Below are 24,083 nucleotides of genomic sequence, written 5' to 3'. Positions count from 1 at the left end.
GAATGGTGCCATGAAGCCTCAGCCCGGACCTGTGGACCTGTGGACCTGTGGACCTGTGGACCTGTGGACCTGTGGACCTGTGGACCAAAGCATGGTGTGAGCCAGCTCACGACACACCCATATGTTAGGGAGATGCAGAAAACTTCGCAATTGGACACGCCAATCATTCACAAAAACTCGTCGAATGGACATGCGCCCCTGCTCCATTCGGACTGAATATCAGCGGGAATAAAGCAATTCGCAGCTACCTCCGGCCACCGTTTCCGTGCCGGGCCCTGGATCTTTGCCTCCTGCCCTAGACCTCCGTCTCCGAACTGACTAACGTGAAGGCAAGCCGGATCGCCACGTGTCCCGGTGCATGTGAACCATCCGACAATGCCACCGATTCGAAGGAGTTTCAATGCCAGCCAAGAAGAAGGCCTCCGCAGGTTACACAGTTCCCGGAATGTCGCTGAAGGACGGCCACAAAGTCGCCGTCCTGCTGCAGTCGCGGCTCCATGCACTCAACGACATGGCGTTGACGCTCAAGCACGCTCATTGGAATGTGGTGGGCAGGGACTTCATCAGTGTCCACGAAATGCTCGACCCGCAGATTGACCTGGTCCGTGCCATGATCGATGAAACGGCCGAACGCATCGCCACTTTGGGCGTCTCCCCAAACGGTTTGCCCGGCGCCCTGGTCACCGAACGAAATTGGAACGATTACGCCATTGGCCGGGCACACACCTCCGCCCACATGGCCGCACTTGACTTGGTCTACACAGGCTTCCTGAAAAGCCACCGTGAAACGTTGGAGCAGGTTGGCGAACTGGATCCAATCACCGAAGACATGGTCATCAACCAGTGTGCCCAGTTGGAGCTTTTCCAGTGGTTCCTGCGTGCCCACCTCGAGGACGACGCCGGAGAGCTGGCCAATGCCGGCAAAAAGACCGAGCATTCAGCCGCCAACTCGGCGAAATGAGTCAAACGGCGGCGTCGGTGCAAGGCGATGCGAAGGAGCTGTATCCGCGCACGGCAATTGTGACAGGCGCCGACATGGGCATTGGGAAGGCAACGGCCATTGCACTGGCCCGTGACGGTTTTGACGTCGGCTTCACGTGGCACGACGACGAGGCCGGTGCCGCTGACACCACTGCGGCGATCGAAGGTCACGGACAGCGTGCAGCGTCGGCTTGGCTGGACACCACATCGCTGCCCAGCTGCGCTCCGGTTGTGGAACAGCTTGCTGCCACGCTGGGGTCCTTGGGCGTCTTCGTCAACAATGTGGGCGTGGGATTGTGCGCCTCGGTGGTGGACACCCAGTACGCACAATGGCAGCGCATTCTCGACACGAACCTCAACGGTGCGTTCTTGTGCCTGCAAGCTGCCGCGAAACTGTTGCTCGCCGGGGGCCGCGGCGGCCGGATCGTGGTGGTCACCAGCATCCACGCGCACCACCCGCGATTTGGTTTCGGGGCGTATTCCGCATCAAAGTACGGACTTGACGGCCTGACGAAGACCCTCGCCCTTGAACTTTCCGGGCAGGGAATCACCGTCAATGCCGTTGCCCCGGGGGAAATTGCCACCCACTTGCCTCCGGAGGAGACAGGGCCTGCGCACTCGATCCCGCGCCCCGGAGTCCCGTTGGGCCATCCCGGCACCGCTGATGAGGTGGCGGCAGTCATAGCCTTTCTGGCTTCGCCCGCGGCCAGCTACGTCACGGGCGCCAGCTGGGAGGTCGACGGCGGCATGGCTGAGATGGCTGCCCAGGCCAGTTCGCAGGTGGCTGGCAACGACTGGCGGCAGACCAATTGGTCGGGGTCCAATCCCCCGGGTCCGGTTCCCCTTGCGCCACGCCCGGACGACTAGCGGGAAGGTCCGTGCCTTGATCACTGTCCAGGCAGGCGAGCCGTTCAATGTGGATATCCGGGCGACCCCCGCTACCGGCTACCAGTGGTGCGTTGCCGGCGTTCCCAGCGGAATTGAACTGCTCAACGATGCCTTCGTGGTGGATCTGCAGAACGGCTCCCCCGCCCCGATTCCGTCTTCCGGAACGCATCGCTTCCATTTTCTTGCCGTTGAAACGGGTCGGGTGGAAGTGCGCTTCGTGCTCAAGCGGACGTGGGAAACCGAGGCGTTGGAACAGCGCGTCGAGGTAGTTGAGGTCCGGCCCTGAAACGGCGTGGGCACGCCGCCCGTGCGTCCAAGGCGTGCCGCAGCCGGCTGGTGGAAGGCCCGGGTGGCAGGCCCTGGGTGGAAGACCCCGGGAGGGCGTTTCACATCCGGCGCTTCACCTTGGAGGTGGCCGGTGCGCTCCACGGGTCCTCGGGCCAGGGATGCTTGGGATAGCGCCCCCGCATCTCCGCACGCACGTGGGAGTAGGGCCCGCTCCAAAACGACGCAAGATCGTCGGTGACGGCCAACGGCCGCCTCGCGGGCGACAACAGGTGGAACAGGACCCGCACGCGACCGCCGGCAAGCAGCGGGGTCTCTGCCAGCCCAAAGCACTCCTGCAGTTTGACGGCGGCTATGGGAGGCCCGCCGTCGGACACGTCCGGATAGCCAATCCTGATCTGCGACCCGCTGGGCACACCCAGTGTTTCGGGGGCGAGTTCCCCCAGCCTGCCGGCTTCCGGCCAGGGAAGCAGGCGCCGCAGCGGCTCGGTGAGGGAAAGTGTCGAGAGGGCCCTGCCGCCAGCCACCGCTTCAAGTTCCGGGCCCAGCCACTCGCTCAGCCGCGCCGTCAATGCGGCATCGCCCACATCCGGCCATGGAGCCCCCACCTCCCGGTGCAGCAGGGCCAGCCTGCGCCGCAAGCTGTCCGCGCCAGGGCTCCACGGGAGCAGGCCCAGTCCCTCGCGCGCCAGGGCTGCCGCCACGGCATCCCTGCCCTGGGCGATCGTGGCCTTGACGGGGGTTGCGGAAAGGACCACGGCCCCCAGTCGTCGTGTCCTGCGGGCGCTGAGCCGGCCGTTGCGAAATTCTGCGTCCACCGAGTCGTGGAGCATGTGGGCGGCGACCACCTCCGCGTTCGCCTGCCCCAGCACTGCAGCCGCACGGATGACAGCTCCCGTGCCTGCTGCGTCCCGTCCCTGGGCCCTAGCCACCTCGGCCACTGCCAGCCAGTGCCGGCCGGCTAGCGAACTGCCCGCCGGAAGCCCTGCGCGCGTGCCCGAGGACAGCAGGTATTGCTCCCCCGCAGCGTCGGCAACCCGGCGCGCAACCCGGTCAGGGAAGGCAAGCCCGACGACGAACCCCACCGCCTCGCTCGGGTCGACATCCGCCTCGTCGACTCCGGCAGTAGGTGGGCCAGCAGTGGCTGGAACGGCAGTAGCAGGGAGGGCGACATTGCGTTTGCCTTCCCGGCGCGCAATTTGTTCCAGCCTGCGCACTTCAGTGCTCCAGCGCCGGGCCGCCGGGTCGCGCCCGGTACGCATGGCGGCCAGCAGCACCGTGAGGTCTGCCCCCGGCGCCCTCGCGTCGCCGGCCACGAGGGCCACAATCTCCGCAGCAGCCTTGGCCCCGACACTGGGGGCGCCGTCGAGCAGCGCCCGGGCCAGCCGCGGATCGGCGGGGATCCCTGCCAAGGTCCGGCCGAGGCTGGTGGCGTGTCCGCGTCCGTCAACGGCACCCAATTCGCCCAGCACGGCTATGGCCGTTTGCAGGGCTGCAGCGGGCGGGGCGTCCGGCAGCCGCAGCCCGGCACCGCCCGGGGCGCCCCAGCAGGCCATCAGCAGGGCTGCGGAGCTCAACTCGGCCACGGCAATTTCCGGCATGGCGTGGGCGGGGGCTGCCGCAAAGGTCTTCTGGTCGTAGCAACGCACCACGGTGCCGGGGCCCAGCCGCGCGGCACGTCCCGCGCGCTGGTCGGCGGAGGCCCGGGAAGTGGAAACGGTCACCAACCCAGTCATGCCGCGGGCGGCGTCCCGACGTGGCTCCCGGGAAAGCCCGGAATCGATGACAAGCCGGACGCCCGGCACTGTCAGCGAGGACTCCGCCAACGACGTGGAAACGATGATGCGCGGGAGCCCGCCGACTTCGCGGGCCGACACCGCCCGGTCCTGTTCCCGCGCCGGCACCTGGCCGTGCAGCTTGAGGACCTCCACCCCGGCAACCCGCCCGCGCAGACGCGCAGCGATGTGGTCCACTTCCCCGGCTCCCGGGGCGAAGACCAGGGCGTCCACTGAAGAGTCCGCTGCGACGGCAGCTGCATGCGCCGCCGCAGCGGTGTCGGCCACATGATCAAGGAACACCCGGGAAATACCCCGCTGGTCCATGCGCGGGCCGGCGGCCGGCGCCCACCGAACGTCAAGGGGGTGCAGTGCGGACGGGCAGTCGACCACAGGGGCCGGGGGCCCGTCCTCGGGCTCGGCCAACAACTGCGCAAACCGGGCAGCGTCGAGCGTGGCAGACATGGCCAGCAGCGTCAGGTCCCCACGCAGCTGGCGGACCTCCACCAGCATGCCCAGCAGGAGATCGGTGTCAAGGCCCCGCTCGTGCACTTCATCAAGCACGACGGCGGACACGCCTTCCAGCCCAGGGTCGTGCAGGAGCCGGCGCAACAGGATGCCGGGGGTGAGGAACTCGATGATGGTTTCGGGGCCGCTGTGGTTTTCGCCGCGCACCGTGTAGCCGATTTTGCCGCCCAGGCTTGTCCCGTCGAGCGCGGCCAGGCGTCTGGCCGCCGATCGGACGGCGACGCGACGCGGCTGGGTGACGAGGACACGGTGCCGGGGATCGCCGCCGAGCGCATTGGCAACGAGCGGGGGTACAAGCGTGGTCTTGCCCGTGCCGGGCGGGGCTTGGACCACCGCGGCTGCGCCAACAGTCTCAGCCGTTCCATTGAGCCGGGCAGGGCCAAGGATGTGCGCCAGCTCCGGCAGTGATTGGGCAAAGACGAGTCCCTGTCCGATCCGGGGCAGCTCAAAGGGACCGGAGGGGAGTGAAAGGGTGGGTGTGGGGAAGGTACTCACCGTTCCATTCTCGCGCATCTGTCCCTGAACACCGGGCGGACTCTCAGTCCGGCGGCATCGGGTTTGACCGGAGCAGGTCGGAGGATGGCAAAAACACGAGCCAACATCTCCACCATGGGCTGAAAGAGGAACGAAACGCCGCTGCACAGAAGTTCAGAAAAGCACTGCTCGTCACAATCGGACCGCCCGAACCTGCCGGTGAGTTTTGTCATGTATGCTTCCAAAAACTGACGCAAATGCGCATAAATTGATGGAAATGGGGACCCAATGATAAGCCGCACAATAAAGTTAGTGTTCGTTATCGGAACAGCATGCGTTCTAAGCAGCTGCGGCGGATCACCCCAAGAATCTCCTACAATTACCGTGACGGCTCCCGCACCGCCCTTAGACACATCCACGACTGGTGCTTCGTCTTCGGCACAGGGCAACGGCTCGAGTTCACCTTCGCCGAGCATGGGTTCTGCCAATGCCCCAAGCACGGATTCGGACAGTGGTCCGGGCCCAAATTCGGACAGCAGCTCAACGCCAGCGGAAAGCCATGTTCTGACTCCAGAGAAAAAAGGGCAGGCACTTACGCTCGCCGACTTCTTCAACCCGAGCAGCAGCTGGTCGGAAAGCCGATACAACCTCGCAGACAAACAGGACATCTCGGGGATAAGCGCAGGAATAAGCTCTTGCTCCGACTCGAGCGCAGAGACCTTGGAACTCCGCCTGGCCAACAACTTCAGCAATCTTACATTCTCGGTGGGACAGGCCAATGATTCCATCAACTCGAATCAATCGTTGTCCGTCCGTGTCACCGGAAACAACAAACAACTGGACGTGCAATCCGTCCCGTTCAACGAAATCCAAAAATTTGATGTGCCCGTTGCCGGCGTCAACGCCACCACTATAGAAGTCCATCTGGACAGCGATGCCCCCGACTGTGGCGGCTCCGTCAAGGCCGTCATCTATGACATTGAGCTCAGTTAGAACGCTTCATGGAACATGACGATCAGTCCATGGACCATTCTCCCAACCAGCCAATTGACGATTTGAGCAATAGTGAGCTGGGGATACCGAAAGGTATTGAAGCACCTGAGAGTAGTGATTCCAAACTCTTCCGTGACGCTGCGCGAACCATAATAACCAATTATCCGTACGCAAAAGCCGCGTTGATTGTCGCCATTTTGACCCTTCTAGCTGGCATAGCTTTCCCTCTTGCTGACATAGCATTGTCGAACAGTCAGGACAAGGGTGATCCTGGTGCCGTCCATAGCCAGTCTCTGCTTTCGGACGGCAAAAGTAGTCCAACAACTGGAGCCGCCGGCTCGGTCGCTGCTGAGAGTCTCCGTCCAGGAACGTGCCTGTCAGGTTCCAGCACGGACGCGACGTCAGTGTCCTGTCAAATCGCCCACGCCACCGAGGTTTATTCCTCCGCTGGGATCTGTGATGAAGCGACTCTCATCGCGTACCTCGCGGGCAATCCCACAGTTGATCTTCTCCGCAGCGATCTAACTGTGCGTACCAGTCCGAGCGGGATCTGCACAGTCACCTTTCCGCCCTCGTTGACGGTGGCAACTTCAGTCGAAGGAGCCCTAGCCGGGTCAAACTCGGCCGTTCTGCGGCAATGCGTCAACAATAGGTCAGGCGCTGACGTCGACTGCGGGGAGAAGCACACCGGAGAGGTCGTCGCCGTGGTGGGAAAAAACGAACCCACGGTGGTGGACTGCAACGAGGTGGCGACCAAGTATATGAGCCGAAGTCCTGACGATCTTTACCTTCAACTCACGGTGGGGCCGGAAGATTTTGGAGATGGATTTCGTTGCGTTGTATCTGCCATCGGGTCCAATCGGCTTACAGACACCTTACGCATGTTGGGAACCTCATCAGTGCCCATCTCTGCCTATTAGACGCCAAACAGCCACGGGATTGGCACTATGGACAATAGTTCTCCACAGGCCGGCCGAGCTCCCAACAAAGTCCGGGCTGCGCAGATATGGGAGGTGTCACGTCAAAAATTTGACGGGAGCCGGGGGCCAGCACGGACCCACCATAGTTGGCACAGGAGGTGCCAGGCTCCTACGTGCTGGTGGAAAGCCTGGCCAGAAGAACTGATGCACACCAGGATGCCCACGCATGTTCAGCTGCTCCGACGTCAGGCAAAGCAGCAGCTGGGACTGTCGGGATCGCGCCCTGGACGGCTGCCTTGTAGTGAACTTTTGTACTAGGGAGGCCCCCTGTCATAGTAAATGTGCCATCGCCCCTGAACATTCACGAAGTGGCGGGCGGCCACTCGAGAGCTCGTGGGTTCTGGCATCGCAGTGGCGCTCCACGCCCGCTGCATCAAAGCGTTGCCCATCGACGACGGCACGTTGTGGCAAATCGACAACCGTGGGACCGTACACGATCACGGTGGAGTACGGCCCGGAGACAGACCACACTGTACCCACATCCTGCACGTGCGCGGCATCGAAGAGCGCACTACCCTCCAGCACGGCTGCCGGGGTTGCCCAAGAACGTTGCAGCGGTCTCCTAGCCGATCTGCAGTTCGCCCATTTCGCCCCAGGAGTCTCCTTCGACCTTGCGGGAGACGATCTTGGGGGTTGCGGCCAGAACGGGCCCCATGGACTCAATGCCGGCCTTGAAGTGGTCGCTGGAGACGTGGGCTCCCGCGGCGTCGTCGTCAAGGAAGGCCTCGATGAGCACAAACTCATTCGGGTCTTCGACGCTGCGCGACCAGTCAAACCACAAGTTTCCGGGTTCCGCCCGGGTTGCCTGGGTGAACGGGCCCACGAGGTCCATGAACTGCTCGGCGGATGCGGGCTTGACAGAGAACTTCACAACAATAAAGTACATGCACCCAGCTTAGTTGAAATCGCGCTACCAGCCACGCTCGCGCCACTGCGGCAGCGAGGGACGCTCAGCACCCAGCGTCGTGGCGTTGCCGTGGCCCGGCAGCACCACGGCGTCGTCGGCATAGCTTTTGAAAAGACGGTCCTGGACGTCGTTGAGCAGGCTGGTGAACCTTTCCGGGTCTTCCCCGGTATTGCCAATGCCCCCGGGGAACAGAGAATCACCGCTGAAGATCAAGGTGGTGCCTGCAGAACCTTCACCGGCAGGGCCATCTTTCAGCACAAAGGCCATGGACCCGGGGGTGTGGCCGCGCAGGTGGACAACGGCCAGTTCAATGCCGTCCACGGCGAGCGTGTCCCCGTCCTGCAGGGCATGGCTGGTTGCCACTCCCGTCGCGGAGGTGATGCCGGCGACGTCGTCTGTTCCGGCAGCGGTGGGGGCTCCCGTTTTGTCGACAAGGGCGGCCAGTGCACGCACGTGGTCCCAGTGCTGGTGGGTTGTGGCGATCATGGCTAGGGAAGTGGGGACTGCGGCATCGTTGGCCGCGTCCTGGAAAAGCCCGTCAATGGAAGGCAGCTCGTCGGCCGCGTCGATGAGCACCTGGGCGCCCGTTTCCTTGGCAGTGACGAGGTAGACATTGTTCGACATGGCGGAGACAACGGCACGGCGAACAGTGTGGCGGGGCAAGTCGTGGATCAGCGAGGAAGAGTCAGTCATGGCTCCAGCCTAGCGGCGCATCTTTGGATGCGTCGCCAGGCTCGAGCCAAGCTTCTTTCGCAGTGGTCAGCTGACTGGCCAGCCATCCGGCCACGCAGTCCGGTCAAGCAATCCGGCTAGTTCCTGTCCAGCTCGAGTTCCGGAGTCCCCGCATCCGAGACAGCGCTTGAATCATCGTTTGAAGCGCCGTTGGAATCGCCGTTCGAAACGCCGTTGGTGGCCCCGTTGGACGTTCCACCGCCCATGCCCTGCAGCAGGCTGATGAGGTCAAGCCCAGTTGAGTCCTTGATCAGCTGGGTTGTCTGGTGGACGCCGTTGGAGACGTTTCTGCTCAACTGGCTTGCGCCGTCGTTGGAAACAACGGTCATGTTCTTGATGGCCGACATGGGCGCCGCAACTTCACGGGCCATGGACGGAAGCACTTCAAGGACCTTGCTGATGATGGCTGCGTCGTTGAACTTCTCGTACGCTTCAGCCTGGGCGGCGATCCCGGCGGCTTCGGCCACACCCTTGGCCTCCCTGGACTCGGCCTCGGCCTGGCCCAACGACTTGATGACTGTTGCATCGGCACGGCCCTTGGCCTCAATCACGGAAGCATCCGCGTTGCCTCGGGCGGTGGCGGCAGCGGCGTCGGCCTCTGCGGCAACCCTGTCGCCCTCGGCCGTGAGCTTGCGCTTGGCGAGTTCAACGGTCGCCTCGATTTCAGCGGCCTCCGAGGACCGGCGTCGTTCTTCCAACTTGGCGTCGGCCTGCTGGATCAGGCGGTACTTCTCCGCGTCGGCTGGCTTGCGGACCTCAGTGTCGAGCTCCTTTTCGCGTAGCTCGGCACGGCGCAGGGCAACCTGCTGATCGCGGATGATGACTTGTTCCTGCTGCTCGGCAGCGGCCAGCGGACCGGACGCGTCGGCACGAGCCTGGCGGGCGTCGGCCTCTTCCTTCAGCTCCGCCCGCTTGATGATCAGCTGCTGCTGGGCCAGGGCCACCTGCTCGTCGGCGATGGCCTTGGCCTGCTCGGACTCCTGCAATGACTGGGCTTCAGCAATCTTGGCGTTCTTCTCGGCCAGTGCAGCCTCGGGGCGTCCAAGGTTGCGCAGGTAGCCGGTCTCGTCATCCACGGACTGGATCTGGAAGGTGTCGATCACCAGGCCCTGGTTGTGCATGGAGTGCTCGGCTTCCTCCTTGACACTCTTGGCAAAGGTGGCGCGGTCCTTGATGATGGATTCCACGCTCAAGGTGCCCACAATTGAACGCAACGAACCCGAGAGTGTTTCCTGCGTGTAGTGGTCGATGGCGTCTTGCTGGTTGAGGAAGCGCTGCGCGGCCTTGCGGACAGAATCCGCGTCGCCGCCAACTTTCACCTGGGCCACACCCGTGAGGTGGAGCTTGATGCCGTTTTGGGAAATGGCTTCGATCTTCAGCGACACCTGGCGCGAGGCAAGTGAGAGCGGGTAGGCGCGCTGCGTGAACGGGTTGATGAAGATCCGCCCAAACACCACACGCTGGCTGTTGGGATCCGGCTGACTTTTGTTGTCCTTGGAGGAAATCACCAGGGCCTGGTCCGGGCTGGCAATGTGCAAAGCCATTCGGGAGATCACGGCGGCGACGACGATGAGCACCAAGAGTGCGCCGAGTCCAATGAGCAGGGGAATAATGGTCGCGAACATGAGACCTTTCGGTATTCACGGCGGCCCTTCGGAAACTCTGCGGTCCGCCTCCAACCTTCGATCTTACGGAGTCGGGGAACATTGTCCACATGATGGGGTAATGTCGGCGCACATTCCCGCGGCCGGCACAGGCTGTGGATGGCGCGGAAGCGTTGACAGGCAACGGCAAACCACCCACAGCAAGGGTAAAAAGTGGAAAACGCACCCGAGGCAACGATCATCATTGAGGACGACGGGCCCCAACCATGAGACGCGGCAACGCAGCCGGCAGTTCTTCTACACGGTCATGGTCCTTGAACTGCTCACGCTCGTCGTGAACTACATCGTGGGCATCACCTCAAGCATGGCGGCGTCGCACATCGAGGAGGTGGGCAACCCTGTCAGCATGCTGTCATTGCCGGGGCTGGATTCACGGTGGTGATCCTCGCGGTCTACAGCTTGGCTGTTTCGATCATCGCAGCCTTCTTCATGAAGAAGGAGCGCCTTGAGATTCCGGAGCTTCTCACCGACCTGCACGATGCCCGCAAGTTTGGCGCCCTGGACAGCCCCCGCCAAATTGCCCACTGCACCACTGAGCTCGAGCAGTTGCGCACCACACGCGAAACCACCCGGACCCGGCAGTAAACCAACGGTGATTTTGACCGCTGGTTCACCTCGGAGGAGTCATTCGGGCGGCCGGGTTTTCGCCAGCAGCTTCGACACTTGAGGTCGGACTCCCGGCACCGAGAGCGCACCGGCTATTGGCACCGCCGCATGTTCTTGAACTTCCGCGTGTCCACGGGAAAGTGGTTGCTGCTGCTGGCCCTGGTGACGGCAGTTTCCGTTTGCGGCGCCATTGTCGAAGTCCTCAACAGGAACGACGGCGAACCCGACCAGTCACTTCTGCTTGCCTGGGGCGTTGCTTTCGTTGTGGGAGTTGTTTCCATGGCCGGACAGTACCGCTGCGGTCTGGGCAAAGTGCTTCTCTCGGCTCGCAAGGAGTTCATCTCCAACGCCACGGAAGCACAATGCCAAGTCATTTTGGACCAGGCCGGCGATGATGTGGCGGCTGCCTCGCAGCCGCCACAGTCCTGCGACCGTTCCAGCCATGCCGACCATGCCGGCCATTGGCAGCCGCTGCTGCGGATCGGCGCATGGGAAACTGGTTTGCACCGCACACGGCGTTGGTGGCCACCGGAAAGTATGGGGCCTAACCGCCGGATATATAAGTTAGGGCGCCATGCCTGCCGTCACCGGGACAACTTCCACGGCATTGCGGCGGTGGATCTTTTTATGATTGCGGTCAAAGCCCTTGGCGTCGAGGTTGTTGCCGAGCCGGAAGGCTGCGAGCGCACGATCATAGATCTCGTTCATGCGCTTGCCCGTGTATTCCCCGACGCTGCCATCGTTGAAGGTGATGGCAATGACGGTCTTGGCGGGGAACTGGCGACTCATGCGAACGAATCCTTCGTTGTCCTGCTTTAGTTGGATCATCTATGTTCCGCTTCTTGTGGGTGCTGGTTTATGGGTTCTGTGCGTGTCATGGGAAGTGACTTGCCTGCGCTGTCACTGCAGGCGCTTGCGCACCATTTCCGAAATTGCCTTGCCATCGAATCGGCCGGCGACTTCGGCGGTGATGGGTTTCATGGCAACACCCATCTGCCGCATGGACAATGGGCCCTGCTCCGCTTCAAGGACCGTGATAATCCGGTCTACAATGCTTGCGGCTGCATCGGCATCAAGGGGCTGGGGCAGGTACGCCTCGATGACTTCTGCCTCGCCAATTTCGGCTGCTTCCCTGTCGGATTCTCCTGCTTCGGCGTAGATCTTCGCTGTGTCCCGGCGTTTGGCGGCCTCTTTCTGAAGCAGCGTGGTCACTTGGGCGTCGTCGAACTCCATCGGTGTCTTGCCACCCTTTTCACGCGTTTCAATTTCACCCAAAACGTTGCGAACCGTTGTCAGCGCGACTTTGTTGCCAGCCTTCATGTGCGCGACGACGTCGGTCTTGAGTTGTTGCTTCAGCGAGGACATGGGCTCCCTTAAGTTTGGTGGATGCGGCGGCCTGAAGACTGCCACCAGCAATTATCCCCCTCGCAGCCGATCGAAGCCGCAACTACCCGAGCAAGGGCGGCTGAGGGGGCGGGGTGCCCGGCCCGGGCGGCGACAGGGGATCCGGCGGCGACGTCGGGTCGGGCGGGAAAGGCGGAGGAAACGGTTCACCGGGCTCTGGCGGCCGCGCTGGATCAGGAGACGGCGCTGGGTCCGGAGGCCAAGCTGGGTCGGGAGGCCAAGCTGGGTCGGGAGGCCAAGCTGGGTCGGGAGGGATGGGAGGCCGGGACGGATCCGGAATCGTTGCGCCGGGGCTTCCGGGCAGAGACAACCATGAGCCAGCCAAGGGTGAGCCGGGCGCTGATGAGTCAGTCAAGGCATTCACGCTTTCCTCGTGTTTGGAGCTACAAGGCTGTCATTCTTCTTGCCCTTTGTGGTCTTTGGACATTTCTTCCTCCGGCAAGTCCGGCTTCGGAACAAGGAGGCCGAATAATTTCTCCACCGGGGTCGAGTGCCCGCTGGGGCTTGAATCGGCGTCGGGCGTCTCTTCTGCTGGTTCGTGGCTCATGAGCCAACCGTACGCCGTGCATCGTCGCCCGGGAAGGACTGCCTGCGAGCGCAGCCGAAGCCTGCTCGTTGAATAGAACATATATTCGATTTTGCGCGATTGCGGCTGGCCCGCGGCATCCAACGCCATGGCGGACATGTCAGTGGCTGCGCGTAGGCTTGCCTGAGCAGGTTTTGTCCACGTATTGCGGGATCAGAACATCAAACCCGGATATGCAAGGACGTGCCCTCATGATGGGAGCCCATCACGCTGCCAGCGGCGCCGCCGTATGGCTGGCCCTGACCACACGGATTGAGGTGGGGTTGGGTGCCGTGCACCAGGTGCTGCCGGCAGTGCCCGAACAGCTCACCCTGGGAATGGGCCTGCTCGATCTCACGCCGAGCGGCGTGGTGGCGGGAGCCTTGGTGACGGCCGGTGCCGCACTTGTGCCCGACGCCGACCATCGGCACGCCACGATTGCAAACTCGCTGCCTCCGCTGTCCAACATCATGTGCATCCAGGTTGGCAAGATGTCCGGTGGCCATCGGCACGGCACGCACTCCATCCTGGGACTTGCGGTCTTTATGGCGATAGCCGCGTTGGCCGGCATGTGGACAATGGAGCTTCCCGGTTTTGGCACGATATTTCCCGGTGCCGGGATCTTGGCCGTCCTCCTGGCATCGTTTGCCGCGAAGGCGCTGAAGTTTATCCCTGACACCATGCAGAAGTTCCCGTGGGTTGTAGGCATAGCCGTGGGTGTATTCGTCACCTTGTACGCTCCCCAGCAGCCGTATTGGTTCCCCCTGTCCATGGGCCTGGGTGTGGCCATCCACCTTGTCGGGGACATGCTCACCACAGGAGGCTGCAACCTCCTGTGGCCACTGCGCATCAGACCTCCGCGCTTGTTGCGCAGGATGCCGCTGGTCAAGGACATCTGGCGTCCCGGCGGCAATATTGCCCTCCCCCTGTTGGGCAATGCCGGCTCCGTGCGCGAGTGGCTGGTTTTGGTGCCCGTCAGCGCCTACACCATGTGGGCACTTGCAGCCGCAATAATTTCCTGACAAACGGGCGTCAACTGACAATACCGGGCACATGCACGAAGGAGCCCACCATGAGCGAATCCCTCGCCCACTACCTGCAGGACCCCATCGATGAAGGCCGCAGCGTCCATGCCACAGTTGGCGCGGCTTACGCCGAGGCATCCAAACCGGCGCCGACGTCGATGAGCTCACGTTCATGCCTGGCCCGCCGCATCCGATCTACAGCGACAGCGACGACGTGTTGTGGCTGGCACTCGAGCAACGTCTTTCTACGGACCCCCTCGACACCGAGGATCTGCCCTTGGTGTGGTTCGGGTACAACGTGCAAGGCAGGTTCTTAGGAAGACGCGAGGCCCAGGGATTCCTGATGACCGATCACCGGCTGATCGTGAAGGACCAAGTCGACCGGATCTTCGGCCAGGCAACTCCCTGCACCTAGCCGCTTTTCCGGCTCCGGACGGCACCGTAGCAACGGCCGCGCACATCATCGAAGAAGCGACCGCTTCCTACTCGTGGAACCTCACGAAGTCACCGTTCGGCGATGAAATGGCAACTGCTGTGATGGGGAGAGTGAGTGCAGTCGTGGCCATTGTCCTTGACACGCTGGCAAGGCTCGGCGCCTCCATCAGCCCGGAACCGACAACGGCCGGCGACGTGCGAGACAGGGCCGCAAAGCTCTCGTTGGCTGAGGCAGTGAAGTATCCGGATGCCCCCAAGCATCGCAAGCACTTTACGAAACTGCTGTCCTGTCTCATCTAAAGTGGACCAATCTCACTACACATGGACCATTAGCAATATCTTTCTCTGAGGTGGACCATCGGAACGTGATTCGCCAAAGCTTGCGAGCTTCATATCTTGTCCCGCAGAGGGCCCGCGGACCGGATGGACCAACGGACGGGATGGACCAACGGACGGGATGGACCAACGGACGGGGCAAACGGAACAGTCAACATCCCTCCTTTTCAAAGATGCAGGTCAGAGAGCTGAGTGTTCGGTGGTGGACCGGCTTACGCTACACCCCTCGAGTATTGATTGTCAGTTTAGACTGACAGATATTATCCGTCAGTTTAGACTGACGCTATGTCTAGTGAAGATCTATTCGGCAAGCTACAAAATGCCGACCCCACCACCGGCCTCCGGGCGGCCGTCGCACTGCGACGCCTCGCAGAACGAGTTGAAGCCACGCACGTTGAAGCCGCTCGTGCTTCGGGCTGGTCATGGGAACAGATCGCAGACGCCTTAGGCGTCTCACGCCAGTCAGCTCACATGAAACACGGAAAAAAGAAAGAGACAGACGATGTTTGAACGATTCGCTCCGAGTGCCCGTGAAACCGTCACCAGTGCCGTCAAAGAGGCACAGATGCGAGGCGACCGCCGAATCGGCACCGATCACCTCTTTATTGGAATGCTCCACGACCAAGAAATCATCGACACCCTTGGCGTGACGCTCCAACGCGCCCGCGACGTCGACGCTGACTTCGACTCGACCGCGCTTCGCGCCATTGGCCTCAACCTCTCCGGCGCTGCGTCGACTTGGTCAACACCCCCCAAGATGTCGAGAACCCCCTTCAGCACCGGGGCGAAGAACGTCATGAAGTCAGCGCTGGCCACAGCTGTTGCTAGTCACTCGCGCACCATCAATGTCCACCAAATCGCCGTCGCTCTATTGAGCCTCAAAGCTCCCGATCCCGCCGCAGCCCTGGCAGTCGGACTCGGGATCGACCCTACGGAGGCAATCGCGAAGCTGACACGTTCGGAAGCTGCCTAACCGCCCGGTAGAGGGTTGTTCGCGAGACACCTCAGTGAGGATCTCTGTATCGGTTTTCGCTGCTCCTGCACCCCACTGGCAAAATGATCAAATGACTGTCCAACTAATCCCTCTCAGCGCCCAACGATTCCCTGCCTGGATCGAACGAAGCCGCCATGAATATGAATCCGATCTCATTGCGACAGGCGAATCCCCGCAAGATGCACATAGGCGCGCAAAGGAGAGCCTCGATGCCGCGTTTCCTGAGAACTTTCCAACGATAGATAATGCCGTTTTCGATGTTATTGACACTACCGGCTCAACCATCGGCTACCTCTGGGTTGGAACTGACAGTTCTGAAGATAACCACTCTTGGTGGGTCTGGGACATAGTCATTGATAATGAGCATCGCGGCAAGGGCCTGGGTAGGGCGACCATGAAACTAGCGGAGGACTACGCGCGTTCCCACGGTGCCCACACACTTGGTCTCAGCGTCTTCGATTTCAACCACGGTGCCCGAAAGCTATACGAATCAATGGGATACGAGACAGTGACCACGAAGATGAAGAAGCAACTCTAATCCATGGATCTGAGCCACTGAGGCCCCAAAACGACGAATGGGCCGGGCATGTCTTCTTTGAGATTTACAGGTCAGACCCATGCGCCCGATACAACAGCGTGGATTGAGTTCAGAATCCATCAACGGCTCCTTCGCCTAGTCAGACAGTCGCGCCTCCTGTCCCGCACAGGGTTCCCCTACGGGGGGATGAAAAGGCGACTGTGGCCGTGTTTGGATGAAGCATGAGATCTTCCAGAAAGGCCGTGTACGCGATATTGGGAACCGTGCTTACTCTCGCAGGAGTAGCAGGCGGTTTTGTAATGTTTTTACAGCCCTGGAGGAGCTGCCCTGAGATTGACGACAGTTCTGCGGGCTGCCCAGCCGCCGGAAGTGATCAAGGGCTCCTTGGTGCTGCTGTTCTTGTTCTGATGGTTGGGATCGTGCTTCTGGCAATCTCTATGTCCATGAGACGCGAGCAGATTCCGTCCGATACTGCCGGAACCTTTGGAAGATTCATCTAGAGTCGGCTGAAGAACAGTCCCGGCAATTCAGTGGCGCTCTTCTACCTATCTGGCACTGTTCCCCTTCCGAAAAACCAACACAGACCGTTGACGACGCGATCGTCGAGAAGGGTAATCATTGCGCTATCTAACCTTGTTCTCAGTGCTGCTGGTCGGCGCAGGCCTTGCGACAGCCACGACAGCGGCACTTAGTTACTTCACACGCTACTCAATGTTCGATGCGCTTTACGGAGAGATCGATTCGACGCTGTACCTACGAATCACGGCAATGAGCTCATTTGAAAAAGCGGCGGTTGCGTGCGGCATCGCAGCGGTCCTAATCGGCCTCTCTCTCACCGTCGCGCGTTCGATTGGTGCTCGCCGTTCGAGCAACGCCTAATGCGCCAACCATTTCCTTGCCGTCGTTGCGTTCCATTTCGAGAGCGTGCGCTCCCTGAATGAGAAGGTCCAGAATTCGAGATTCAAGCCACCCTCGTGGGAAGTGCCCGGTAAAGGTTCCCCCTACGGGAATGTAAAGCCCCTGCATCTGAAACGTACGGACTCGCTGAACTTGCTGCTGGATTCGATGTTTTGGTCGGACTGTAGTGAGACAAATGCGGCAAGTTCGTCTAATTGCGGTCGGACCGTTCCGCTGACATCCGCACTTTTCATGGCCCAACTTAGATGAGACGGGCCACTCGCCAAGAAAGTACAGCTCAAGGAGGGCGAAACGACTCTTGCCGCGTTCACCGGACGGCACACTCATGGGTGTGTATGGGCTGACCATCACCGGCCGAGGCGTGAGCTCCCGTGATTTCCGCGGTCTCCAAGACCGCAATCAGGGGAATGGAGTTGCTGTCAACATGACCACTAGCATGGGAAGCGGGCGCCTGCCGTGGACGCCATCCGGAGCCAAGCCAAACAGTCAGGACCCTTGCCACCAATGTACGTAAAGATTTGCGGATTGCAGACCGCCGAAACCGTTGCTGCCGCGGTTGTTTCCGGGGCCAACGCCGTTGGCTTCGTGTTTGCCCCCGGAAGCCCGCGCACCGTATCGGCGGAACAGGCAGCCAGGCTTGGTCGCAACGTCCCCCGAAGCATCGAGACGGTGGGAGTGTTCCGCAACCAGCCCATCGATGAGGTCGTGAAGACTGCACATGCGGCGCGCGTGTCAACCGTCCAGCTGCACGGTGACGAGAGCGTGCTCGACATGGCTCGTCTGCATCAAGAGGGATTCCGCACCTTGAGGGCCTTCTCAGCAGCTGCTTTCACCACCTTGGACGCCGAAGAAAAGCAGTCATGGGAATCCGAACGGATCCTGCTCGACGCCGTTGAGCCCGGCGCAGGGGTTGCTTTTGCGGAGCGGCTGCTCTCCGGCAGATCACCACGGGGTTTTTGGCTGCTGGCCGGCGGGCTCCATCCCGGCAACGTTGCAGGCTTGGTCGCCACCCTGCAACCGAGCGGGGTCGATGTCTCAAGTGGTGTTGAAGCCGACCGTGGGGTGAAGGACGTAGGGCTGATTCGCAAATTTATTGAGGCAGCACGGAGCGCCGAACCGGACGGCAACGAATCCCGCCCGGCCACCTTCCAGTAGACCGGGAATGGCGCAAGCCTGCATGGCCCCGGAACTCTCGCCGTCTTCCCCTCCGCCACAACCCGCGGCAGTTCGTGCCGTCTTCCGTAAGGATCATTAAAGGCAATAGACTTTACATAAATGTCCCGTGCGGGTCACAATGGGCACTACAGGGCTCCACGGGCGCCCGGAATTGAAAGTGGGGGACGTGCTGACATCTGAGGACAACGCATTGCAGGCGGTGCGACGCAGACATGAACTGCGAGTGCTGGAAACTCTTGTGGCCCATGGCAAACGGACCCGGCGGCAACTGGAAACGGACACCAAGCTTTCCCGCACCACGCTCTCCGCCATTGTCGGCGAGCTCCGACAGCGCGGCGTGTTGATGGAAAACGAGCAACTGCTCCACACCACCGGCCGCCACGGACGGCCCACCAAAGTCCTTTCCCTGAATCCCGGGGCAGGGGCCGCCATAGGAATTGAGTTGGGCAGGCGGCGTATCAGCGTCTCCGTGCTGGGCTTTGACGGCTCCACCGTGACGAGCGAATGCAGGGACATCGCCACCGCTGCCGGACTGGAAACCAAGGTCAAGGACGCAGCGGACATGGTTCAGTCCCTCATCAATCGTGGACTCATCAAACCTGAAACTGTGATTGGCACAGGGGTCGGCATTGCCAGCCGCCATGCCGACCCAAAGTCGCTCGCAGACGGCATCGAGCAGCAGCTCGACCCCAAGGGGGCTTCACTTTCACCACTGCGCGAACTGCTGCCCGCTCCCCTGCTGTGGGACAACAATATTCGCCTCGCCGCCATGGCTTACGGCAAGGACAGCGAAGACCTGCTGTACGTGGTGCTTTCAGCCGGCATTAGTTCGGCGGTGGTGACGAACGGCGTACTTCTTCGCGGCGGGAGCGGCATTGCCGGCGAACTCGGGCACCTCAGTGTGGACTTTGCCGGCCCGGCCTGCTGGTGCGGTAGAAACGGCTGTCTCGAGAGCTTCATCAATGAAAACAATGTTCTCCTCGAGGCGGCCCGCAGGGGCCATGCCTTTGCCTCCATTGCCGACCTGGCCCAGGCCGCGGCCGACGGAAATGACATCGCCAAGGGCATCGTGGACTGGTCCGGGGAATTGTTGGCCCGTGCCATCGGCAGCGCCTGCGTGCTGCTTGATCCCAGCCGCGTGGTGATTGCCGGCGAGCTTTCACAGTTTGGCGAACCGCTCTTGGCGCCTGTCCGAACGGCCCTGGCCGGACAACACTTGGAGTTGGGGCCGCGCTCCACCACCATCACCAATGCGACCTTCTCTCCGACCACCGGCAGCGACGGTGCCGCACGCATGGCTTTGAACCACTGGGCACTGACCACCATCAACTGAGCTTCCCCTCTGGGTTACCGCGTGCCCTAGAGCCGTTTCACCACCTGCTACAGGGTTGAGTGCATCAAAAAACAGATGACAAGCCTATTTATGTAAACAGCCTTGACATGATGTGACCAGTATCATAAGTTTGTTCCATGGCACCTAAAGACACCATCAATTCGGTCTACACCCCACCTGCCCCCGGCAGCAGCTCCACGCCTGACGATGTCGCTCCAAACACCCCGGCAGACGCACCGGCCGCACCCAGGAAGAAGCCAGACAAAACCGGCCGCAAGCTGAGCCGCAAGACCCTGCTGGCCATCAATTTCGCTTCCGTATTCGCGGGTCTTGCAGGCTGGTCCCTGTTCTCGGCCAGCGGGATCGTCGGCTTGCCCGGTCCCTTCGAAGTTCTGGTCCGCGGAGGTGAGGTTCTTGCCGACGGAACGCTTGCCGAGGACACCGGAGCCTCCTTGGCCCGCGTCCTGAGTGGCTTCTTGATCGGCAGCTTGCTGGCCATACCGATCGGCTTCATCATGGGCTGGTATCAGGTGGGCCGGGCCATCATCGAGCCTTGGGTGCAGTTCTTCCGTACCATTCCCCCGCTGGCACTGCTCCCCCTTGTCATGGTCACCATGGGCATCGGGGAAACACCCAAGATCTTCGTCATCTTCCTTGCCGCATTCCTGTCCTGCGTCATCTCCACCTACCAAGGCGTGGTGAGCGTGGACAAGACATTGATCAACGCCGCCCGCGTCCTGGGTGCTGGCAGCTACGTGATCTTCATGCGCGTCGTTGTCCCCGCCTCAGCTCCGTTCATCCTCGTGGGCATGCGCATCGGACTCGGCGCCGGCTGGGCCACGGTGGTGGCCGCGGAGCTGCTCGCTGCTCCCAACGGCCTGGGCATGCGCATGCAGCAGGCCCAGCAGTTCTATGACATGCCGACCATCCTGGTCAACGTGATCGTCATCGGCATTTTGGGCCTTCTGATGGACCGACTGCTGCTCATGATCGAAGCCCGCCTCACTCGCTGGCAAGAACGCCGCTAAAGGAACACCATGACAACCACAACAAACCAAGCCATGATTCGCTTCGAGAACCTGCGCCAGGAATTCACGCTCACCGGCAACACCTTCACCGCGCTCGACGGCGTCAATTTGGACATCGCCGACGGCGAGTTCGTCACCGTCGTCGGCCCCTCCGGCTGCGGCAAGTCCACCATGCTCAATGCGGCAGCAGGGCTGCTTGATCCCACCAGTGGCCGTGTTTTGGTCGATGACAGGCCGGTCACCGGTCCCAGCACCCGTACGGGCGTCATCTTCCAGCAATACGCCTTATTCCCGTGGCTGACAGTGCGCAAGAACGTTGAATTCGGTCTGGAGCTAAAGAAGGTTCCTGCCAAGGAACGCCGCGTGATCGTGGACCATTACCTGGAATTGGTGGGCCTGTCCAGCTTCGCCGAGGCACTGCCCAAGGAACTCTCCGGCGGCATGAAACAACGCTGTGCCATTGCCCGCGCCTATGCCGTCAATCCGGAAATCCTGCTCATGGACGAGCCCTTCGGTGCTTTGGATGCCCTGACCCGCGTGCACATGCAGGAACAGCTGCTTCAAACCTGGACCAAGGAACGGCGCACCGTCATGTTCGTCACCCATGACGTGGACGAGTCCGTGTTCCTGGCCTCCCGCGTCATCGTCATGGCAGCAAGGCCTGGCCGGATCTTCAAGGAAATCAAGATCGACCTGCCTTACCCGCGCACGGAGGAAATGCGGCTCTCAGACGAATTCGCAAAACTCCGCTCCGAGGTTTGGGCGGCGGTGTACCACCAGCCGGGTGTTGCAGAAGCCCACCAATAGCACCGCAGCCCCAACCAATATTTTTTACACTTTTCACCCCTTTAGCTGCGCCCCGACGACGGGACGCACACAACCAGGAGGACACATGTCCGCTTCAATTTCCCGCCGCAACGTACTACAGCTCTCCATGGGCGCCGCTGCCGTCTCACTTCTGGCTGCCTGCGGCGCCAAGGACAACTCCGGATCAGCGGACTCCCCGGGCGCCAAGGAGCCGGTGGAGATCAAGGTTGGCTACATTGCCGACTACAACGGCGCAGCCCTCATGGCCGTTTCCGATCAGGAAGGCTTCTGGGCCAAGGCTGGCCTGAAGCCGAAGTACCTCCCCTTCACCAACGGCCCGCTGGCCATCCAGGCCTTGGGCACCAATAACGTAGACGTGGCCTACATCGGCTCCGGCGCGCTCTGGTTGCCGGCCTCCGGCAAGGCAGAAATCTGGGCAGTAAACTCCGTCTCCAACGCAGACCGCATCATCGCCCAGCCCGGAAACAAGACTCTCGCTGACTTGAAGGGCAAGAAGGTCGCCATTCCCACCGGCACCTCCGGCGACCAGCTGTTCACACTGGCCTTGAAGAAGGATGGCCTCTCCCGCGAGGACTTCGACGTCATCGCCATGGAACCGCCCGCCATCGTGGCAGCCTTCGCTTCGGATCAGATTGACGGCGCAGCGTTGTGGTACCCGCTGATCGACAGCGCCAAGAAGGGCCAGCCGGACCTCGTCGAGTTGTACTCCAACGAGGACTTCATCGACCAGCTCACCTTCCCCTCCACCTTCGTGGCGGGTGCGGGCCGTGGCGCCAAGGACAAAGAGCTGGCCACCAGCTTCATCTCTCTGATCAAGGCCGCCAACGACTACCGCTACGACAACCAGGACAAGACCATTGCCGCCACGGCCAAGTTCCTCAAGTTGAAGGAAGAGGACATGGCGGCCCAGGCCAGCGTGGCCAAGCTGTTCACCTCCGCCGAACTCGACGAACTCTCCTCCAAGGGCACCGTCGACACCTGGTTGAATGCGCTGCAGGAGCAGTTCAAGGCCGCCGACAAGATCCCCGAAGTCGTGGACCCCAAGACGTTCTACAACTCCGAGCTGTACGCCAGCACACCGGCGGTATAGCGTTCAATGACTACCGCGGAAAAATCAACACCACGCCAAAACATGCTGTTCCTCATGACGGACCAGCAGCGCATCGACACTTTGGGCTGTTACGGCAACACCTCCAACCACACGCCCAACCTGGACAGGCTGGCCGCTCGGGGCACTACTTTTGACAGGGCGTACACGCCCACCGCCATCTGCACCCCTGCACGCGCCAGCCTGCTCACCGGCCTGCAGCCGTTCGAGCACGGATTGCTGGCCAATTATGAGTGGAACTCCGGACACCGCGAGGAACTTCCCGACGGTCTGCCCACGTTCTCCTCGGCCCTGATCGACCAAGGTTACCGGTTGGGGCATGTGGGCAAGTGGCATGTGGGCAAGGACCGCGGGCCGGAGTACTACGGTTTCGAAGGCATCCACCTGCCGGGGGCATTGAACGTCTTTGACGACCCAGGCTACGAGGACTGGCTCAAGGCCAACGACTATCCCGATTTCCACATCTCCAGCCCCGTGTACACCACGCGGGCCGACGGCAGCCAGGGGCACTTGATCGCCGGTGTGACGGACCAGCCGACGGGGGCCACCTTTGAGGCCTTTCTGGCGGATCAGACCATTGCCAAGTTGCGCGAGTTTGCGGCCGGGGCATTGCAGGAGGACGACGGAACACCGTTCTTCCTCTCCTGCCACATCTTTGGCCCGCACCTGCCGTACCTGATTCCCCGCGAATGGTACGACATGGTGGATCCGGACACAGTAGAGTTGCCGGGCTCCTTTGCCGAGACCTTCCACGGCAAGCCCATGATCCAGCAGACGTACGCCGAATACTGGTCCACGGACTGCTTTACCGTGGACGAGTGGAAAAAGATCACGGCCGTGTACTGGGGCTATGTATCCATGATCGACCACGAGATTGGCCGCATCCTGGCAGTGCTTGACGAGCTGGGCCTCACCGACTCCACGGCCGTCATGTTCACGGCAGACCACGGCGAGTTTACCGGTGCACACCGCCTGAACGACAAGGGCCCGGCCATGTATGAGGACATTTACCGCATACCCGCCATTCTTGCCCTTCCCGGCGAACAGGAACGCCGCGAGGACAAGTTCGTGAGCCTGCTGGACTTCACCGCCACCTTCCATGACATTGCCGGGGCCGATGCCTCGGGCGTTCGTGGCGGGAGCCTGCTGCCGTTGGCCGCGGGCGAGGACGTGGACGGTTGGCGCGAGGACATTCTCTGTGAATTCCACGGCCACCACTTCCCCTATGCCCAGCGCATGATCCGCAACAAAAAAGTGAAGTACATTGCCAACCCCGAAGGCATCGACGAATTCTATGACATGGTGACCGATCCCGACGAGCTCCTCAATGTCATAGATGTGCCCTTCTACCGAGAGCAAGTCAGCCTCATGCGCAGGGCCATGTACCGCCAACTTGTTGAGCGGGGAGACAAATTTGCCCAATGGCTGGCTTTTGCCGGCGACATCCCCGAAGACGAGCGCGTTCGTCCTGCGACCGCCGTCGAACGTTTCATCACCGCCTAAATTTCATCACTGCGTACATCCACCCACCGGACGCCTCTTGAGGTCCAAGAGTAGTTAAGCGAGCAATTGATTGAGAGTT

General features: G+C 61.5%; 28 protein-coding genes. 19 read left to right on the top strand and 9 right to left on the bottom strand.

Going from position 1 to position 24,083, the window contains the following annotated elements; all coding sequences use genetic code 11:
• Nucleotides 1-400 precede the first annotated feature (400 nt).
• From QMG25_RS09555 to QMG25_RS09545, 3 genes are read left to right on the top strand one after another with little or no spacing between them, the layout of a single operon-like run.
• Nucleotides 401-961, top strand: a complete 561-nt coding sequence (locus QMG25_RS09555) for a Dps family protein (protein WP_283459648.1) — start codon at nucleotides 401-403, stop codon at nucleotides 959-961.
• The gene (locus QMG25_RS09550) at nucleotides 958-1,848 is read left to right on the top strand and encodes an SDR family oxidoreductase (RefSeq protein WP_283459646.1); all 891 of its coding nucleotides are present in this window, start codon (nucleotides 958-960) and stop codon (nucleotides 1,846-1,848) included. The genes QMG25_RS09555 and QMG25_RS09550 overlap by 4 nt, the downstream gene beginning before the upstream one ends.
• Before the next feature lie 16 nt (nucleotides 1,849-1,864).
• Nucleotides 1,865-2,155 (top strand): protease inhibitor I42 family protein, encoded by a 291-nt coding sequence (locus QMG25_RS09545; protein ID WP_283459643.1) that lies wholly within the window; start codon nucleotides 1,865-1,867, stop codon nucleotides 2,153-2,155.
• Nucleotides 2,156-2,255: 100 nt separating this feature from the next.
• Here QMG25_RS09545 and hrpB read toward each other — a convergent pair whose 3' ends face one another.
• Nucleotides 2,256-4,952 (bottom strand): ATP-dependent helicase HrpB, encoded by a 2,697-nt coding sequence (hrpB, locus tag QMG25_RS09540; RefSeq protein ID WP_283459641.1) that lies wholly within the window; start codon nucleotides 4,950-4,952, stop codon nucleotides 2,256-2,258.
• Nucleotides 4,949-5,683: a hypothetical protein gene (locus tag QMG25_RS09535; protein WP_283459634.1), complete on the bottom strand. Its 735-nt coding sequence runs from the start codon at nucleotides 5,681-5,683 to the stop codon at nucleotides 4,949-4,951. The genes hrpB and QMG25_RS09535 overlap by 4 nt, the downstream gene beginning before the upstream one ends.
• A gap of 52 nt (nucleotides 5,684-5,735) precedes the next feature.
• Between QMG25_RS09535 and QMG25_RS09530 the strand changes: the two genes are divergently transcribed.
• The gene (locus tag QMG25_RS09530; protein ID WP_283459632.1) at nucleotides 5,736-5,924 is read left to right on the top strand and encodes a hypothetical protein; all 189 of its coding nucleotides are present in this window, start codon (nucleotides 5,736-5,738) and stop codon (nucleotides 5,922-5,924) included.
• Nucleotides 5,925-7,466: 1,542 nt separating this feature from the next.
• Here the strand turns inward: QMG25_RS09530 and QMG25_RS09525 are convergent.
• From QMG25_RS09525 to QMG25_RS09515, 3 genes are all read right to left on the bottom strand, one after another.
• Nucleotides 7,467-7,790: a putative quinol monooxygenase gene (locus QMG25_RS09525; RefSeq protein ID WP_283459630.1), complete on the bottom strand. Its 324-nt coding sequence runs from the start codon at nucleotides 7,788-7,790 to the stop codon at nucleotides 7,467-7,469.
• Nucleotides 7,791-7,814: 24 nt separating this feature from the next.
• Nucleotides 7,815-8,504, bottom strand: coding sequence for an MBL fold metallo-hydrolase (locus QMG25_RS09520; RefSeq protein ID WP_283459628.1), 690 nt, complete (start codon nucleotides 8,502-8,504; stop codon nucleotides 7,815-7,817).
• A gap of 116 nt (nucleotides 8,505-8,620) precedes the next feature.
• A complete protein-coding gene (locus QMG25_RS09515; RefSeq protein ID WP_283459626.1) occupies nucleotides 8,621-10,168 on the bottom strand; it encodes a flotillin family protein in 1,548 nt (515 codons plus the stop codon).
• A gap of 223 nt (nucleotides 10,169-10,391) precedes the next feature.
• Here QMG25_RS09515 and QMG25_RS09510 point away from each other — a divergent pair, with 223 nt between their 5' ends.
• Nucleotides 10,392-10,589 carry a hypothetical protein gene (locus QMG25_RS09510; RefSeq protein WP_283459624.1) on the top strand — a complete coding sequence of 66 codons (198 nt, stop codon included), beginning with the start codon at nucleotides 10,392-10,394 and terminating at the stop codon, nucleotides 10,587-10,589.
• Nucleotides 10,583-10,792, top strand: coding sequence for a hypothetical protein (locus QMG25_RS09505; RefSeq protein WP_283459622.1), 210 nt, complete (start codon nucleotides 10,583-10,585; stop codon nucleotides 10,790-10,792). The genes QMG25_RS09510 and QMG25_RS09505 overlap by 7 nt, the downstream gene beginning before the upstream one ends.
• A 252-nt stretch (nucleotides 10,793-11,044) precedes the next feature.
• Here the strand turns inward: QMG25_RS09505 and QMG25_RS09500 are convergent, their stop codons facing one another.
• The 4 genes from QMG25_RS09500 to QMG25_RS09485 form a co-directional block, all read right to left on the bottom strand.
• A complete protein-coding gene (locus QMG25_RS09500) occupies nucleotides 11,045-11,257 on the bottom strand; it encodes a hypothetical protein (protein WP_283459620.1) in 213 nt (70 codons plus the stop codon).
• Between the two features lie 120 nt (nucleotides 11,258-11,377).
• Complete coding sequence (locus QMG25_RS09495; RefSeq protein WP_283459617.1) at nucleotides 11,378-11,602, bottom strand: hypothetical protein; 225 nt, start codon at nucleotides 11,600-11,602, stop codon at nucleotides 11,378-11,380.
• A gap of 111 nt (nucleotides 11,603-11,713) precedes the next feature.
• Nucleotides 11,714-12,178: a GatB/YqeY domain-containing protein gene (locus QMG25_RS09490; RefSeq protein WP_283459615.1), complete on the bottom strand. Its 465-nt coding sequence runs from the start codon at nucleotides 12,176-12,178 to the stop codon at nucleotides 11,714-11,716.
• A gap of 433 nt (nucleotides 12,179-12,611) precedes the next feature.
• A complete protein-coding gene (locus QMG25_RS09485; RefSeq protein WP_283459613.1) occupies nucleotides 12,612-12,764 on the bottom strand; it encodes a hypothetical protein in 153 nt (50 codons plus the stop codon).
• A gap of 230 nt (nucleotides 12,765-12,994) precedes the next feature.
• Here QMG25_RS09485 and QMG25_RS09480 point away from each other — a divergent pair, with 230 nt between their 5' ends.
• From QMG25_RS09480 to QMG25_RS09420, 13 genes are all read left to right on the top strand, one after another.
• Nucleotides 12,995-13,804: a metal-dependent hydrolase gene (locus tag QMG25_RS09480; RefSeq protein WP_283459611.1), complete on the top strand. Its 810-nt coding sequence runs from the start codon at nucleotides 12,995-12,997 to the stop codon at nucleotides 13,802-13,804.
• A 175-nt stretch (nucleotides 13,805-13,979) separates the two neighbouring features.
• The gene (locus QMG25_RS09475; protein WP_283459609.1) at nucleotides 13,980-14,222 is read left to right on the top strand and encodes a hypothetical protein; all 243 of its coding nucleotides are present in this window, start codon (nucleotides 13,980-13,982) and stop codon (nucleotides 14,220-14,222) included.
• A 131-nt stretch (nucleotides 14,223-14,353) separates the two neighbouring features.
• The gene (locus QMG25_RS09470) at nucleotides 14,354-14,542 is read left to right on the top strand and encodes a hypothetical protein (RefSeq protein ID WP_283459607.1); all 189 of its coding nucleotides are present in this window, start codon (nucleotides 14,354-14,356) and stop codon (nucleotides 14,540-14,542) included.
• A 321-nt stretch (nucleotides 14,543-14,863) separates the two neighbouring features.
• Nucleotides 14,864-15,088, top strand: a complete 225-nt coding sequence (locus QMG25_RS09465; protein ID WP_283459605.1) for a helix-turn-helix domain-containing protein — start codon at nucleotides 14,864-14,866, stop codon at nucleotides 15,086-15,088.
• Nucleotides 15,081-15,551, top strand: coding sequence for a Clp protease N-terminal domain-containing protein (locus QMG25_RS09460; protein ID WP_283459603.1), 471 nt, complete (start codon nucleotides 15,081-15,083; stop codon nucleotides 15,549-15,551). The genes QMG25_RS09465 and QMG25_RS09460 overlap by 8 nt, the downstream gene beginning before the upstream one ends.
• 91 nt (nucleotides 15,552-15,642) lie before the next feature.
• On the top strand, nucleotides 15,643-16,110 hold the full coding sequence (locus tag QMG25_RS09455) for a GNAT family N-acetyltransferase (protein ID WP_283459600.1): 468 nt from the start codon (nucleotides 15,643-15,645) through the stop codon (nucleotides 16,108-16,110).
• A gap of 618 nt (nucleotides 16,111-16,728) precedes the next feature.
• A complete protein-coding gene (locus tag QMG25_RS09450) occupies nucleotides 16,729-16,989 on the top strand; it encodes a hypothetical protein (protein ID WP_283459598.1) in 261 nt (86 codons plus the stop codon).
• 543 nt (nucleotides 16,990-17,532) lie between these two features.
• Complete coding sequence (locus tag QMG25_RS09445) at nucleotides 17,533-18,183, top strand: phosphoribosylanthranilate isomerase (RefSeq protein ID WP_283459596.1); 651 nt, start codon at nucleotides 17,533-17,535, stop codon at nucleotides 18,181-18,183.
• Nucleotides 18,184-18,370: 187 nt separating this feature from the next.
• Nucleotides 18,371-19,537, top strand: coding sequence for an ROK family protein (locus QMG25_RS09440; RefSeq protein ID WP_283459594.1), 1,167 nt, complete (start codon nucleotides 18,371-18,373; stop codon nucleotides 19,535-19,537).
• 137 nt (nucleotides 19,538-19,674) lie between these two features.
• Nucleotides 19,675-20,565 (top strand): ABC transporter permease, encoded by an 891-nt coding sequence (locus tag QMG25_RS09435; RefSeq protein ID WP_283459592.1) that lies wholly within the window; start codon nucleotides 19,675-19,677, stop codon nucleotides 20,563-20,565.
• A gap of 9 nt (nucleotides 20,566-20,574) precedes the next feature.
• A complete protein-coding gene (locus tag QMG25_RS09430; RefSeq protein WP_283459590.1) occupies nucleotides 20,575-21,372 on the top strand; it encodes an ABC transporter ATP-binding protein in 798 nt (265 codons plus the stop codon).
• 85 nt (nucleotides 21,373-21,457) lie between these two features.
• Nucleotides 21,458-22,483, top strand: a complete 1,026-nt coding sequence (locus QMG25_RS09425; RefSeq protein ID WP_283459589.1) for an aliphatic sulfonate ABC transporter substrate-binding protein — start codon at nucleotides 21,458-21,460, stop codon at nucleotides 22,481-22,483.
• Nucleotides 22,484-22,489: 6 nt separating this feature from the next.
• The gene (locus QMG25_RS09420) at nucleotides 22,490-24,004 is read left to right on the top strand and encodes a sulfatase family protein (protein ID WP_283459587.1); all 1,515 of its coding nucleotides are present in this window, start codon (nucleotides 22,490-22,492) and stop codon (nucleotides 24,002-24,004) included.
• Nucleotides 24,005-24,083 lie beyond the last annotated feature (79 nt).

Source organism: Arthrobacter sp. H35-D1, from assembly GCF_030063185.1.
Taxonomy (GTDB): domain Bacteria; phylum Actinomycetota; class Actinomycetes; order Actinomycetales; family Micrococcaceae; genus Specibacter.
Note: the sequence above shows the minus strand (reverse complement) of the source record. Positions and strands in the feature narration are given on the sequence as shown.

What these genes read in the sequence shown, in the direction of transcription:
- QMG25_RS09555 (WP_283459648.1), top strand. Translation starts at nt 401, where the DNA reads ATGCCAGCCAAGAAGAAGGCCTCCGCAGGTTACACAGTTCCCGGAATG.
- QMG25_RS09550 (WP_283459646.1), top strand. Translation starts at nt 958, where the DNA reads ATGAGTCAAACGGCGGCGTCGGTGCAAGGCGATGCGAAGGAGCTGTAT.
- QMG25_RS09525 (WP_283459630.1), bottom strand. Translation starts at nt 7,790, where the DNA reads ATGTACTTTATTGTTGTGAAGTTCTCTGTCAAGCCCGCATCCGCCGAG.
- QMG25_RS09520 (WP_283459628.1), bottom strand. Translation starts at nt 8,504, where the DNA reads ATGACTGACTCTTCCTCGCTGATCCACGACTTGCCCCGCCACACTGTT.
- QMG25_RS09515 (WP_283459626.1), bottom strand. Translation starts at nt 10,168, where the DNA reads ATGTTCGCGACCATTATTCCCCTGCTCATTGGACTCGGCGCACTCTTG.
- QMG25_RS09500 (WP_283459620.1), bottom strand. Translation starts at nt 11,257, where the DNA reads ATGGCTGGAACGGTCGCAGGACTGTGGCGGCTGCGAGGCAGCCGCCAC.
- QMG25_RS09495 (WP_283459617.1), bottom strand. Translation starts at nt 11,602, where the DNA reads ATGAGTCGCCAGTTCCCCGCCAAGACCGTCATTGCCATCACCTTCAAC.
- QMG25_RS09490 (WP_283459615.1), bottom strand. Translation starts at nt 12,178, where the DNA reads ATGTCCTCGCTGAAGCAACAACTCAAGACCGACGTCGTCGCGCACATG.
- QMG25_RS09485 (WP_283459613.1), bottom strand. Translation starts at nt 12,764, where the DNA reads ATGAGCCACGAACCAGCAGAAGAGACGCCCGACGCCGATTCAAGCCCC.
- QMG25_RS09480 (WP_283459611.1), top strand. Translation starts at nt 12,995, where the DNA reads ATGATGGGAGCCCATCACGCTGCCAGCGGCGCCGCCGTATGGCTGGCC.
- QMG25_RS09475 (WP_283459609.1), top strand. Translation starts at nt 13,980, where the DNA reads ATGCCTGGCCCGCCGCATCCGATCTACAGCGACAGCGACGACGTGTTG.
- QMG25_RS09465 (WP_283459605.1), top strand. Translation starts at nt 14,864, where the DNA reads ATGTCTAGTGAAGATCTATTCGGCAAGCTACAAAATGCCGACCCCACC.
- QMG25_RS09460 (WP_283459603.1), top strand. Translation starts at nt 15,081, where the DNA reads ATGTTTGAACGATTCGCTCCGAGTGCCCGTGAAACCGTCACCAGTGCC.
- QMG25_RS09455 (WP_283459600.1), top strand. Translation starts at nt 15,643, where the DNA reads ATGACTGTCCAACTAATCCCTCTCAGCGCCCAACGATTCCCTGCCTGG.
- QMG25_RS09445 (WP_283459596.1), top strand. Translation starts at nt 17,533, where the DNA reads ATGTACGTAAAGATTTGCGGATTGCAGACCGCCGAAACCGTTGCTGCC.
- QMG25_RS09435 (WP_283459592.1), top strand. Translation starts at nt 19,675, where the DNA reads ATGGCACCTAAAGACACCATCAATTCGGTCTACACCCCACCTGCCCCC.
- QMG25_RS09430 (WP_283459590.1), top strand. Translation starts at nt 20,575, where the DNA reads ATGACAACCACAACAAACCAAGCCATGATTCGCTTCGAGAACCTGCGC.
- QMG25_RS09425 (WP_283459589.1), top strand. Translation starts at nt 21,458, where the DNA reads ATGTCCGCTTCAATTTCCCGCCGCAACGTACTACAGCTCTCCATGGGC.
- QMG25_RS09420 (WP_283459587.1), top strand. Translation starts at nt 22,490, where the DNA reads ATGACTACCGCGGAAAAATCAACACCACGCCAAAACATGCTGTTCCTC.